The sequence below is a fragment of the Pseudomonas sp. NFACC02 genome, assembly GCF_900110765.1.
Lineage (GTDB): Bacteria > Pseudomonadota > Gammaproteobacteria > Pseudomonadales > Pseudomonadaceae > Aquipseudomonas.
This window is the reverse complement of record NZ_FOEO01000073.1, coordinates 1-13420: the sequence shown is the minus strand read 5'-3', so window position 1 is coordinate 13420 and position 13420 is coordinate 1. Positions and strand designations below refer to the sequence as shown.

Sequence of the window (13420 nt, the reverse complement as noted above, 5' to 3'; positions counted from 1 at the left end):
GCGCTCTCGCGGCATCCATGCCGCTCGGCCCACTGCGCGTCGTCTGCGTTTGGCCTGCACCCAAGTCGCGTTTTGTGGTGTCTGGACTGTCGCGTACAATAGCAATGCTGGCTGGAGCTAACGCTCCTCGCATTCTTTGATGCGTGCATCAATCCTTCGCACACCACCTTGTAGGAGCGTGGCTTGCCCCGCGATCTGCCGCGCAGCGGTAGCAAAATCAGACGACTCGATCTCCCTGTCACCCCGCATGCGCAGATCCTGCTGCCGGTTCCCGGCAGATCGCGGGACAAGCCGCGCTCCTACGCCTTCGGCAGAATCAAATGCAGAGCGGTCATTCGCAGCTCTGTTCTTGCTTTGCTTTTGATTCGTACTCGACAGTCCAGACGACACACATCGCGACTTGGGTGCAGGCTGAGCGCAGGCGATGCGGAGTGGGTCGAGCGGCAGGGATGCCGCGAGAGCGCCGTCAGGGCATGGATGCCCGTTCGGCGCGGGCCCACGGAGCGTCGCCGGAGTGAAGGGACCTCGACGAAGTCGAGGCCAAACCGGGAGCATAGACCCTTGGTTACTTGGGGTCTTTTCAAGTAACTCGCCGAAGGCGAAACAGGTCTGGCGTTAGCCAGAGCCCGTCAGCGCCGCAAAACATAATGGGTAATTAACCAAATCCTGGCGCCGCGAAAAGATCACGCCCACTCAGGGCTTGGCGCTATCAGGAAAAGGCGCAAACGGCGTGCGCCCTTCAGCCGTTTGCAGTTCAAGCAGGTACTTGCGGAAAATCTGCCCCAATACCTGGGTCGCCACTTCCAGATCTTCTTTCTTCATCTGCGCCGACACTTCGTCAGCCTGATCCAGTGCATCTTCCGAACCGTTGACCGCCGCCATCTTCAGCACGATATACGCCTGAATATTGTTGGCCTGCACCCCCTCGCCACGGAAGAACATCAAGCCCAGTTGATACTGCGCCTGGGCATGACCCTGCAACGAAGCCTGTTCGAAATAGTTAAGTGCCTGAGTGAGATCACGCGGCGTACTTTTGCCGTCGTAATAGAACTGTCCCAACTCGTATTGTGCCTGTGCGTCCCCGCCTTGCGCCGCCTGCTGGCAGGCCGACAACGCTGCGGGCAGGTTGTCTGGCTGGGTATTGAGGGTGCAACGACCCACCGCTGGGATTAACAACGAGTTGCCACCTGCGTTCGCCAGCAGGGGATGAAGAAGCAACAGGCAGCCCAATGCAAGGGTGCGGCCGGTGCGGTTCATGGAAGTCGACTTACCTCTGAAAAAGGTGCGGGCAGGCCCGTCCAGCTAAACGTGCTGGCTGCGCATTATGAAATAAGCAGGGCCAACCTTACAAAGTCTTTGCAGAATTTCTGCTGCGCGGGCTTGATTCGCCTGTATTCAGGCGGTCTGGCCGATCTGCGAACGTATATATCTAACAAAATAACCCGAGAACAACGCAATTCAACTGTAGGAGCGTGGCTTGTCCCGCGATCTGTCGCGCAGCGACAGCAGAATCGGTGAACGCGGAGTGTCAGAGATAATCGCGTCAGTAGGGGTTACTGCCGGTACCCGGCAGATCGCGGGACAAGCCACGCTCCTACGAGTTTTGAGCAGCCGTTGTTTCACCGGTCGCTCATTACTTCAGCTTCGCAAACGCCTTCTCGGCAGCATCCAGCGTCAACTGCAACTCTGCTTCGCCGTGCGCGATCGAGGTAAAGCCTGCTTCGAACGCGCTCGGCGCCAGGTAAACGCCCTCGTCGAGCATGGCGTGGAAGAAACGCTTGAAGCGTTCTGCGTCGCTGCTCATCACGTCCTGGAAAGTGACAATTTCCTTGGCGTCGGTGAAATACAGACCGAACATACCGCCCGCCTGTGTCGTCACGAACGGGATGCCGGCCGCGTCGGCACGCTGCTGCAGACCTTCGAGCATGCGCGTGGTGTAGGCACTCAATTCGTCATGGAAACCAGGGCGGCTGATCAGGCGCAGCGTGGTCAGACCGGCCGCCATGGCCAATGGGTTACCCGACAGCGTGCCGGCCTGATAGACCGGGCCAAGCGGTGCGATGTGCGACATGATTTCACGTTTGCCCCCAAAGCAGCCGACCGGCATGCCGCCGCCGATAATCTTGCCGAAGGTGCTCAGGTCAGGTTTGACGCCGTAATACGCCTGAGCACCGCCGAGGGCAACGCGGAAGCCGGTCATCACTTCGTCGAAAATCAACACCACGCCGTGTTCGTCACAGGCTTCACGCAGGCCTTGCAGGAAACCCGGTGCAGGCGGCACGCAGTTCATGTTGCCCGCCACAGGCTCGACGATGATGCACGCCACTTCCTGACCGACTTCCGCCAGCATCGCCTTGACCGCGTCGATGTCGTTGAACGGCAGGGTCAGTGTGTGTTTGGCGAACGCTGCGGGCACGCCCGGCGAGCTGGGTACGCCCAGGGTCAGGGCGCCAGAGCCGGCCTTGACCAGCAGGCTGTCGGAGTGACCGTGGTAGCAGCCTTCGAATTTGATGATGCTGTCACGGCCGGTATAGCCGCGGGCCAGTCGAATTGCGCTCATCGTCGCTTCGGTGCCGGAGCTGACCATGCGCACCATTTCCATCGACGGCACGATGGAGCAGACCAGGTCGGCCATCTCGGTTTCCATCGCGGTTGGGGCGCCGTAGGAGAGGCCGTGTTCCAGTTGCTTGCGCACCGCGTCCAACACGTCCGGGTGGCTGTGACCAAGAATCATCGGGCCCCACGAGCCGACGTAATCCACATAGCGCTTGTCGTCTTCATCGGTGACGTAGGCGCCAGCGGCGTGTTTGAAGAACAACGGCGTGCCACCGACGCTCTTGAAGGCGCGAACGGGCGAATTGACGCCACCCGGGATGTGTTTTTGGGCGTTGGCAAACAGGGTTTCGGAACGGGACATGATGAGGTCTCTGTTTGAATCGGTCGTAAGAGGGTGCCGCCAGCCTGATTCGGGATCAGGCCGACTTGAACAAATCGTTGAAAGCACGGGCGCGGCGTGTCACTTCCTGGGTGCTGTCAGCGCCGAACAGGCCATGCACCACGGCCAACAGGTCAGCGCCGTGGGCCACCAGCGGCGCGGCGTTTTCCAGGGTGATGCCGCCAATCACCGCAATCGGCAGATGGATGCGTTTGCGCGCCTGATCGAGCATCTCCAGGCTGCAGGCCGGAGCGCCAGGCTTGGTGTTGGAGTTGAAAAAGCGGCCGAAGGCGACATAGGTCGCACCATCGGCTTTGGCTTTGTCGGCGAGCGCCAGTTGCGCGTGACAGGTGGCGCCCACGATGGCCTTGTGGCCGAGCAACGCACGGGCGTCCGGCAGCGAGCCGTCGGTCTGACCCAGATGCACCCCCACGCCCAGCCGTGCCGCGACTTCGGCGTCATCGTTGATGATCAGGCGGGTCTTGTAACGCTCGCACAGTTTGAGCAGCGCTGACGCTTCGCGCAGGCGTTTGGTTTCGTCGCCGGATTTGTCACGGTATTGCAGCAGCGTTACACCACCCTCGAGGGCGGCTTCGACATAAGACAGGAATTTGCCGGCCAACAGCTGACTGTCGGTCACGGCATACAAGCCACGTAGTTTCATGAAGGTGCCTCTTTCGCGTGGCGTTACGAGCAAAAATCCAGCGGCAGGCGGCGAGGGACGAACTGGCCTTTGCCCAGTTGTTCAGCGTCGCGCAGCGTGCGCCAAGTGTAGTCCAGCGCGGTCTGCACGGCGCTGATCACGTCCTGGCCAAGCGCCAGGCGTCCAGCCAGTGCGCTGGCCAGCGTACAGCCTGAACCGTGGTAGCTGCCAGGCAGGCGCTGACAGGTAAAGGTCCGCGACTGACCGTTGCGCAGGTAGAGGCGGTTGTGCACTTCCTGCTCGTCGCCATGGCCGCCGGTGATCAGCAGGTGTTCGCAAAATGGCAGAAGCTTTTCTGCACATTCGTCGGCGCTGCCCTCGGGCAACTCGGCGAGGATGCGCGCTTCAGGAAGATTCGGTGTGGCGATCGTGGCCAGCGGCAGCAAACGCTCGCGCATCGCATAGCCGACTTCATCCTTGCCCAGGCGTCCGCCGCCACCGGCACGCAGCACGGGATCACACACCAGCGGCAGATGCGGATGTGCCTGAAGCAGTTCGACGACCGTGTCGACCATGTCGAGCGAGCCGAGCATCCCCAGCTTCACGGCAGCGACCGTCGAGTCGTTGAGCACGGCATTGGCTTGAGCCATCACCCATTCGCGGTCGAGGACCCGGAAGTCAGTCACGTTCACGGTGTCCTGGACCGTCAGGGCAGTGACCGCCGGGGCGGCGTGGCAACCCTGTGCGAGCAGGGCTTCGATATCTGCCTGCAAGCCGGCGCCGCCACTGGGGTCGTGGCCGGAGAGACAGAGGACAACGGGGCGGGAGCTATAGATATTCATGGTGCGCGAGCTTACCACTAAAGCTTTTGCCGGGCCGCTGGTCGGTCCGAGATTTTTCGCGTTCAGGCACTGTAAGGCTCTAGCCCGGCGTTTCCGGCGATGCGTGAGCCAGTCGTCCTGAAAGCAAAAGGAAAGCTTGGCGTGCGATGATTAAGGTGGTGTCATCTAGCTATCAATCGCTATGCTGTCGGCCTAGTGTGTCGTCCCTGCCAGAAGAGTGCATGCAAGTGCGTTGCCCGTTAAGCCTGTTCGCCCCTCTCAGGATCACGTTGTCTCCAATGGAACGGGGGATTCACCACGCCGCCCAGAATGAAACGGGTGGTGTTGCATGCGCTTTTTACTGACGCTGATCCTCACGCTGGCGCCAATACTGGCCAGCGCCGTTGAATTTGACGAATACACGCGGACATTGCCGTTGGGCCCTGCGACTCAGGTCTTCGAAGACCCGACCGGCAGCGCCAGCATCGAAGACGTGTCTTCGCCGGAAGGTGCCGCCCGGTTTCGCGCACTGAACGCCGGATCGCTCAATGCCGGTTACTCGCGTTCGGCGTTCTGGCTGAGGGTGCAGTTGACCTATCGCCCCACCAACCCCGTGGCATCGGCCGACTGGCTGCTTGAACTGGCTTACCCGCCGATGGATCACGTGGATCTCTACCTTGCCGGCGATACCGCGCAGCCGAGCCTGACCTGGAAAACCGGCGATACGCTGCCGTTCCAGACTCGGCAGATAAAGCAGAACAACTACCTGTTCGACCTGAACCTGAACGCCGGCGAAACCAAGACGGTGTACCTGCGTCTCGAGAGCCATGGTTCGATGCAGGCCCCGCTCAACCTGTGGGCCAGCCACGCGTACATCGAGGAGCAGCCTGCGAGGCTTTACATCCTCGGAATGATTTACGGCGTCCTGGCGGTGATGTTGGTCTACAACCTGTTCATCTACCTGAGCGTGCGGGCGTCCAGCTACCTGTATTACATCCTCTACATCATCTCCTTCGGCCTGTATCAGGTGTCGATCAATGGCGCCGGGATCGAGTTTCTGTGGCCTGACAATCCGTGGTGGGCCAACGCGTCCACGACCTTCCTGATTGCTGCCGCGATCCTGTTCGCCAGTCAGTTCGCCCGCAAGTTCCTGCAGACGCCCCGACTCGGTTGGTGGATGGATGGGCCGCTCTTGCTGATGATGGCCTGCTCGGCGGTGATCATGGTCTTGTCGCTGACCACGGATTACGGCTTTGCCTTGCGCCTGGTCACGGCATTGGTGCTGATCTTCACGCCGGTCATTCTCTTGATCGGCATCGTGGCGTGGTTGAAGGGGCGGCGGGTTGCGCGTTATTTCATTCTTGCCTGGTCGGCGTTCCTGATCGGCGGCGTGATCAACGCCACCATGTTACTGGGGTATCTGCCGAACAACTTCTGGACGATGTACGCCAGCCAGATCGGCTCTGCGGTGGAGGTTGCGCTGCTGTCGCTGGCGTTGGCCGACCGCATCAATACCATGCGTGAGCGTCAGGCGCAGATCATGGCGCAATCGAGCAAGGACCTTGAAAAGCTCAACCAGCAACTGGCGGTAAGTAACCGTTTGAAGGACGAATTCCTGGCCACGCTGACCCACGAACTGCGCACACCGATGAACGGCGTTATCGGATCGCTGGAACTGATGCAAATGGACGGCGCCGAGGAGGAAATCGAGTTGTACCGTCAGACCGCCGCGGATTCTGCGCAGAACATGATGGGCATTGTGAACGGCATCCTGACGCTCACCGAGCTTCAAGCTGGCCGAATCAGCGTGCAGCACGAAGCCTTCAGCCTTCGTCACGTGTTGTTTCAGGTGCGCAGCGCCTTCGAACCCCTTGCCCGCAGCAAGGCACTGACGTTGAGCATCGAGCTGGACGAGACCTTGCCGGACAGTCTGCAAGGTGACGCGCTGAAGCTGCGCCAGTGCCTGGACTGCCTGATGGACAACGCCATCAAATTCACCAAAGCCGGTTCGATCAGGATTCGCGTCAACGGTCTGTGCACCGACGCGCAGCACGTGCGATTGCTGATCGATGTGATCGACACGGGGATCGGTTTCAATCGCCTGGACGAAGAGACGCTCTACGCCAACTTCTATCAGGTGGACGGTTCGATGACGCGCGAGTATGGCGGTCTGGGCATCGGACTGGCGATCTGTCGGCAGTTGATCGAGTTGCAGGGCGGTCGCCTGAGCCATCAGTCCGAGCCGGGCAATGGCAGCCAGTTCCGTTTGAGTCTGGATGTGGTGCGCGCAAAAGAGGGCAAAAGCGCCGTTATTTAGTCGCTTATGGCGCTTTGATCAACCTCGGGTGCGTGATTCACTGGTGCTCATCTGCGCAGCCGCCGCGCACTGACCGGACCGGAGTTTGCTCATGGACCCGTACTTGCACCTGCATCAGTTCGCCGAAACCCACGAGGTCACCAACCAGCCCCCGTCACTGGATGGCGTCAACCTGTATCGCATCGACCTGCCGTTGCAGGAGTGGTCGAAACGGTTCGGCGCCGGATGGGCTCAGTCAAACATCGATGCTTACGGTGCATTGGCGGGCGGGCCGTTGATGGAAGCCGGCTTCCTCGCCAACCAGAACAAACCGGTGTTTGCCAGCCATGACCGATATGGTCACCGGATCGATCTGGTGGAGTTCCATCCTGCCTATCACCAACTGATGCAAACGGCCATCGAACATGGCATTCCCTCGCTGCCCTGGACCGATCCGCGCGAGGGCGCCCACGTTGCCCGCGCGTCCATGAGTTACCTGCACACGCAAGCCGAGGCGGGCAGCGGGTGTCCGCTGACCATGACATTTGCCAGCGTGCCCGCGCTCAGGCTGCAGCCTGATCTGACAGACGTCTGGCTGCCGAAGATCCTCGCGACTCGGTATGACCCGCGCAATGTCGGCATCGCCCACAAGGCGGGCGCCACCATCGGCATGGCCATGACCGAGAAGCAAGGCGGCACCGACGTGCGTGCGAACACAACGCGGGCGTATCCAGTCGGCCAACCCGGCCCTGGACAGGCCTATGAGCTGGTGGGCCACAAGTGGTTCTGCTCGGCGCCGATGTGCGACGCCTTTCTCACGCTGGCGCAGACTGACAAGGGGCTGACCTGTTTTCTGCTGCCGCGTCATCGTCCGGACGACACGCGTAACGAGTTTTACATTCAGCGTTTGAAGAACAAGCTGGGTAACTGGTCCAACGCCTCCAGCGAAGTCGAGTTCCGTGGCGCGCTGGCGTGGATGGTCGGTGAAGAAGGGCGCGGTGTGCCCACCATCATCGAGATGGTCGCCATGACCCGCTTCGACTGCATGACCGGTTCCAGCGCTTTGATGCGCCAGGCATTGACTCAAGCCGCGCACCACTGCGCGCACCGTCGCGTCAGCGGTCGTCTGCTCAGCGAGCAGCCATTGATGCAGAACGTACTTGCCGACCTGGCGCTGGAAAGCGAAGCGGCGTTGGCGCTGAGCTTGCGCATGGGACGCTCGCTGGAGCATCTGGACGATTCGCACGAGGCGCGATTCGCCCGGCTGGTGACGGCGGTGGGCAAATACTGGATCTGCAAGCGCGCGCCCGCAATGATCAACGAAGCGGCTGAATGCATGGGCGGGGCAGGCTATGTGGAAGACACTATCTTGCCGCGCCTGTATCGAGAAGCGCCGGTCAACTCGACATGGGAAGGTTCCGGCAACGTGCAGTGCCTGGATGTCTTGCGGGCCTTGTCCAAGGAGCCGGGCGTGCTCGACGCGCTGTTCGACGAACTGGGCGATGGTCACGGCGACAGGCGTCTGGCGGCGCACATCGAGCAGTTGAAGACGGCGTTCAAGGACACCGCCGACATCCAGTACCGAGCGCGACAGTTGACCGAAGACATCGCTGTCGGGCTGCAGGCCAAACTGCTGCTGGAAGCGGGTAATTCGGTGGTCAGCGACGGGTTTATCGCCGGGCGTATCGAACAGCCGGGACGTGTATACGGCGCGCTGCCGCGAGGGGTGAATGTCGAGGCACTGGTTGCAAGGTCTTCGCCGCAGATTTAGAGGACGGCGGATATTCTGATTCTGCCCGGCAGCTCCTACGCCTTCGGCAGAATCAACAGTGCAAGTCCCTGTAGGAGCCATCGGAGGTTACGACGGTCGCGAAGCGGTGTACCTGACACAATTCGTGCCTTCCCCTTCCGTTGCAGGCAAGATGGAGCCTTGCAAGATCAGAAGGATGCGCATCGTGACCGAAGCTTTTATTGTCGTAGAAACCGCCGAGCAAGCTGTGGACCGGCTTGCCGAGCTGCACGGACGTGCAACCACTGCCTTGAGCCAGGCGCTCAAGCGTTACCTCAAAGACCGCGTCGAGCCCGACGCCGTCGAGCGCAAGCTGTTCCGTTATCCCGAATTACGCCTGACCTACCACTGTCACGGTGAAGTGCCGTTGACCACGCGCGCCTACGCCAAGGTTCAACTGCCAGGGACCTACAGCGTCACCGTGACCCACCCGGCAGCCTTCCGCAAATACCTGATCGAACAGCTCGTGCCGCTGATGAATGACTTCACCGTAACCGTGGAAGTCGGCGTCAGCGAGCAGAACATTCCTTACCCTTACGTGGTCGAGCAGGGCGACGAACTGGCTGGCACGGGTGTCACCGCAGCGACGCTGGCGCGGGTGTTCCCGAGCACCGACCTGTCCGCCGCCACCGATGGCATCGCCGACGGCTTGTACGACTGGGCCAACACCGATCCGCTGCCGCTGGCGCTGTTCGACGCCGCCCGTGTCGACTTCTCGCTGCGTCGTCTGGTGCATTACACCGGCAGTGACTGGCGCCATGTCCAGCCGTGGATTCTGCTGACCAACTATCACCGCTATGTCGACCAGTTCATCGTTCACGGGCTGGAGAAGCTGCGCGACGATCCGCGTTTCGTGAAAATGGTGCTCCCGGGCAACGTCATCGTCGACAAGAGCATGGATCACGGCGAGGCCCAGGCGATCGTGTCGAGCGTGGTCTGGCACCGCTATCAGATGCCGGCCTACCACCTGATCGCCGAAGACGGACATGGGGTCACGCTGGTCAACATCGGCGTCGGTCCGTCCAACGCCAAGAACATCACCGACCACCTGGCTGTGTTGCGTCCGCATTGCTGGCTGATGATCGGGCACTGCGGAGGCTTGCGTCAGTCGCAGACCATTGGCGATTACGTACTCGCTCACGCCTACATGCGCCGCGACGGCATTCTTGACCGCGTCCTGCCGCCCAATATCCCGATTCCGGCGCTGGCGGAAGTCCAGCTGGCGTTGCAGGAGTCCGCGGCACAGGTCACCGGCGAGCGTGGTGACGACCTGAAGAAACGCCTGCGCACCGGCACCGTGCTGACCTACGACGACCGCAACTGGGAGTTGCGCTGGGCTCAGGAACGACCGCTGATCAACTTGTCTCGCGCGGTTGCCGTGGACATGGAAAGCGGCACCATTGCGGCTCAAGGGTATCGTTTGCGAGTGCCGTACGGGACGTTGCTCTGCGTGTCGGACAAGCCGCTTCACAGCGAAATCAAGCTGCCGGGTTCGGCCAACGCCTTCTATGAACGTGCCGTCACCCAGCATTTGAAGATCGGCATCGCAGCACTGGACCTGATGCGCACACAGCTGAATTCGTTGCACTCGCGTAAGTTGCGCAGTTTCGACGAGCCGCCGTTCCGTTAATCGGCTAGGCGTTTAGCGAAAGGGCCACTAAAGTGGCCCTTTCTGTTTTCGCTGATACAGTTTGAGCCCACATGCCCCGCACTCAACGTCCTGCCTCGCGCCGTCCCGCCCCCAATGCCACCGGAGCGCCCCGTCGTGTCGCCAAGGCGCCTCCCGCCGAACCGCGATTGGTCCTGTTCAACAAGCCGTTCGACGTGCTGACCCAGTTCAGCGATGGAGAAGGGCGGGCCACGCTCAAGGATTTCATCGACATCCCCGGAATCTACCCGGCAGGCCGACTGGATCGCGACAGCGAAGGCTTGTTGCTGCTGACTAACGACGGCCAGTTACAGGCGCGCATTGCCGACCCCAAACACAAGCTGGCAAAAACATACTGGGTGCAGGTCGAGGGCGAGCCATCGGAGGCGCAGTTGCAACAGCTACGCGATGGCGTCGGACTGAACGACGGCCCGACTCTGCCCGCACAGGCGCGGCAACTGGATGAGCCGGACTTGTGGCCGCGCAATCCGCCGGTCCGTTTTCGCAAGAGCGTGCCGACCAGCTGGCTGGAGTTGATCATCAAGGAAGGGCGCAATCGGCAGGTGCGCCGAATGACTGCTGCGGTCGGACTGCCAACGTTACGACTGGTGCGCGTGCGCATTGGCGACTGGAGTATCGAAGGGCTGGACCAGGGGCAGTGGCGGGAAGTGCCGGCAAGTTTGTAGGCATCGGGCTCAGAACGTGCCAAAAATCCCGCAGCGGGCGCGCTCCTACAACAAACAGACCGTCGGCGCTAACCCCTTCAGCCATGCTGCTCAAGGTAGGCAATCACCACGCTTTTGATCACAAACGCCAGCACCCCAAGGCCCAGGACGCCGAACAGGATTATCGTGCCAAACCGTCCAGCTTTGGATTTCTTCGCCAGGTCCCAGACGATGAAACACATGAAGCCGATCAGGACGGTCACCAGAATGGTCATCATCCATTCTTCGAACACTTCGGGTTCCATCGGCGTCTCCGGTGAGTCGATATGACGGGGGATTATAGAACCTTCAGGATGTGCGTCAGCCGCGCAGGTGCACCAACGGCAGTTCGGTGCTCGCCAGGACCTGGTTAAGCACGAAACTGGAGCGCACGCTGGTCACGCCCTCGATACGGGTCAGATGGCCGAGCAGAAATTTCTGATAGTGATCCATGTCCGGCACCACGACCTTGAGCTGATAGTCGGCATCGATACCGGTGACGAGGCTGCACTCCAGCACTTGTGGCAAATTGCGGATGTGCTGCTCAAAGTTCTCGAAGCGGTCCGGGGTGTGTCGGTCCATGCCGATCAATACATAGGCCGTCAGGCTCAGCCCCAGCTTTTTGCGGTCGAGCAGTGCGACCTGACGCACGATGTAGCCGTCGTCTTCCAGTTGTTTGACCCGGCGTGAGCAGGGCGAGGGCGACAGGCCGATGCGTTCGGCGAGCTCTTGATTGGAAATGCGCGCGTCGCGTTGCAGCTCCGCCAGAATACTCAGGTCATATCTATCGAGCTTGCTCACGATTGACACCTTTATAAGATAGATTGCGCTGAATTATTCATCCGAAGGTAAAAATTGCGCAAGTGGTGTTTTCGTCAGCAATATTCGCAATCCTCTGTCGCCCGTCAACGCCTATTCTTTTCACCAGAATCACTGCCCGGACACAGCGTCCAGCGCGGCCCGCCGAATCAGGCCAGCCGCGGCCCCCAATCCGACAGGGTTGATCAGGCCACCGGGCTACGCACTGTCCAGAAGACGATGCGAGGTGAGCCGGCGTCAAAAGCGTCGAGCCAGGACGAAGTATTCGAGAGAGGACCCTGGGTCCTCTTTTTTTGTGCCCGCGATTTTTGGCGAACGGGCCGGCGCCGCGCCACCGCGTCGGACCGCGCTCATGCCTATGGTTTCATTCGGCACGCTGATAGAGTGCGGCGAACGGCGCACCCAGAATGCAGTCCTATCAACAGGTATCCGCGCCGCAGTGAGGAAAGCATGAACATGCGCATCTGGCGTTTGGCAGGTGTCAGTCTTTTGGCCTTGAGCATCAGCGCCCAAGTGCTGGCCGACGATAACAATCCGCAACAACAGCAACAGCAGCAACACAATGAGCAGCGTCAGCAACAGCAGCGTAGCTTTGATAATCAGCGTCAGCAGCAACAGAACCAGCAACGCAGCTTCAATGAGGATCGCCAGCAGAATCAGCAGCGCGAACAGCAGCAACAACGCCAGCAGCAACAGCAGCAATACCAGCAACAGCGTCAGCAAGAACAACTCAACCAGCAGCGGCAGATCCAACAGAACCAGCAGCAGCGCTTCGATCAGCAGCGCCAGCAGCAGGAGCGCGAACGCAATCAGCAGCAACAGCAGCAGATGCAACAGCAGCAGCGTCAGGAGCAGCTTCAGCAACAGCAACGCCAGCAGCAACAGCAGTTGCAGCAGCGCCAGTTGCAAGACCGCCAGGGCAGTCTGCCGATCCAGAGTCGGCCCGACACCGTGCTTCAGACTGAGCCGCCGCGCCAGGGCTATTACCGGGACCTCCCGCGTGACCAGCAACCCCATGGAAACTGGCAGGCGGGACGGCCGGGTGGTCATGGTGACGGTTGGGGCGGCGGACCGCGCTATCGCCCAGGTTATGAGATAGACCGTATCCCGGGTGGCTATTCCCGGGTGCCGTATCGCGGCAACGATTATTTCTACTCGGGTGGCTATTGGTACCGCCCGCAGGGGCCGCGCTACGTCGTGGTCGCGCCGCCGCGCGGTGTTCGAGTGCGATACCTGCCTGACTATGCGCAGCAGGTCTGGCTGGGCAGCGCGCTGTTCTTCCTCGCTGCCGGCACTTATTACACCTACGAGCAAAGCACTCAGGAATACGTCGTCGCCGAACCGCCGCAGGGTGTCGAGCCGGTGTACAGCCCCGAGACCTTACCTCAACCCCCTCAGCAGGCTGCCGACCCGTACGACGTGGTTGCGTATCCGGCCAATGGCCAGACACAGCAGCAGGTCGAGCAGGATCGTTATGACTGTTACCGCTACGCGGTGCAGCAGAGCAACTTCGATCCGGCGAACGCACGTTATCAGCCCGCGCCCGAAGTCATCGGCGTTTATCGGCAAGCGATGGCGGGGTGTTATGCGAGCCGCGGGTACAGTGTTCAGCAGTAGGGTTTCGTCGGTATGCCGTAGTACTTGAGTGAGCGCATGCCGCCAAGCGTCGAAACACCGCGATCACTCGACGCGGCTCATGGAACGCCGCGAACCCTGTAGGAGCCGTCCGAGGGACGAGGGCCGCGAATGCGGTGGGTCATTCACC

12 protein-coding genes are annotated in these 13420 nt (G+C 60.8%); 5 read left to right on the top strand and 7 right to left on the bottom strand.

What is annotated here, in order from left to right:
• Positions 1–693: 693 nt before the first annotated feature.
• From BMY73_RS27270 to BMY73_RS27255, 4 genes are all read right to left on the bottom strand, one after another.
• Positions 694–1257, bottom strand: a complete 564-nt coding sequence (locus BMY73_RS27270; protein WP_062384928.1) for a tetratricopeptide repeat protein — start codon at positions 1255–1257, stop codon at positions 694–696.
• Positions 1258–1633: 376 nt separating this feature from the next.
• Complete coding sequence (hemL, locus tag BMY73_RS27265) at positions 1634–2917, bottom strand: glutamate-1-semialdehyde 2,1-aminomutase (RefSeq protein ID WP_062384930.1); 1284 nt, start codon at positions 2915–2917, stop codon at positions 1634–1636.
• Between the two features lie 55 nt (positions 2918–2972).
• A complete protein-coding gene (thiE, locus tag BMY73_RS27260; protein WP_092411002.1) occupies positions 2973–3599 on the bottom strand; it encodes a thiamine phosphate synthase in 627 nt (208 codons plus the stop codon).
• A 23-nt stretch (positions 3600–3622) separates the two neighbouring features.
• The gene (locus tag BMY73_RS27255) at positions 3623–4420 is read right to left on the bottom strand and encodes a hydroxymethylpyrimidine/phosphomethylpyrimidine kinase (protein ID WP_092411000.1); all 798 of its coding nucleotides are present in this window, start codon (positions 4418–4420) and stop codon (positions 3623–3625) included.
• Positions 4421–4748: 328 nt separating this feature from the next.
• Between BMY73_RS27255 and BMY73_RS27250 the strand changes: the two genes are divergently transcribed.
• From BMY73_RS27250 to BMY73_RS27235, 4 genes are all read left to right on the top strand, one after another.
• Positions 4749–6716 (top strand): sensor histidine kinase, encoded by a 1968-nt coding sequence (locus BMY73_RS27250; RefSeq protein WP_092410998.1) that lies wholly within the window; start codon positions 4749–4751, stop codon positions 6714–6716.
• Positions 6717–6819: 103 nt separating this feature from the next.
• Positions 6820–8466 carry an acyl-CoA dehydrogenase family protein gene (locus tag BMY73_RS27245; protein ID WP_092411004.1) on the top strand — a complete coding sequence of 549 codons (1647 nt, stop codon included), beginning with the start codon at positions 6820–6822 and terminating at the stop codon, positions 8464–8466.
• 151 nt (positions 8467–8617) lie between these two features.
• Positions 8618–10114, top strand: a complete 1497-nt coding sequence (gene amn, locus BMY73_RS27240) for an AMP nucleosidase (RefSeq protein WP_175500257.1) — start codon at positions 8618–8620, stop codon at positions 10112–10114.
• 71 nt (positions 10115–10185) lie between these two features.
• Complete coding sequence (locus BMY73_RS27235) at positions 10186–10818, top strand: pseudouridine synthase (protein ID WP_092410996.1); 633 nt, start codon at positions 10186–10188, stop codon at positions 10816–10818.
• A 77-nt stretch (positions 10819–10895) separates the two neighbouring features.
• Here BMY73_RS27235 and BMY73_RS27230 read toward each other — a convergent pair whose 3' ends face one another.
• The 3 genes from BMY73_RS27230 to BMY73_RS28975 form a co-directional block, all read right to left on the bottom strand.
• Positions 10896–11102, bottom strand: a complete 207-nt coding sequence (locus BMY73_RS27230) for a DUF2788 domain-containing protein (protein WP_062384942.1) — start codon at positions 11100–11102, stop codon at positions 10896–10898.
• Positions 11103–11157: 55 nt separating this feature from the next.
• Positions 11158–11637, bottom strand: coding sequence for an Lrp/AsnC family transcriptional regulator (locus BMY73_RS27225; RefSeq protein WP_062384944.1), 480 nt, complete (start codon positions 11635–11637; stop codon positions 11158–11160).
• A 255-nt stretch (positions 11638–11892) separates the two neighbouring features.
• The gene (locus tag BMY73_RS28975) at positions 11893–12519 is read right to left on the bottom strand and encodes a hypothetical protein (RefSeq protein ID WP_371915001.1); all 627 of its coding nucleotides are present in this window, start codon (positions 12517–12519) and stop codon (positions 11893–11895) included.
• Here BMY73_RS28975 and BMY73_RS27215 point away from each other — a divergent pair.
• On the top strand, positions 12484–13272 hold the full coding sequence (locus BMY73_RS27215; RefSeq protein ID WP_175500255.1) for a DUF6515 family protein: 789 nt from the start codon (positions 12484–12486) through the stop codon (positions 13270–13272). The two genes, BMY73_RS28975 and BMY73_RS27215, sit on opposite strands and share 36 nt — an antisense overlap.
• Positions 13273–13420: the final 148 nt, after the last annotated feature.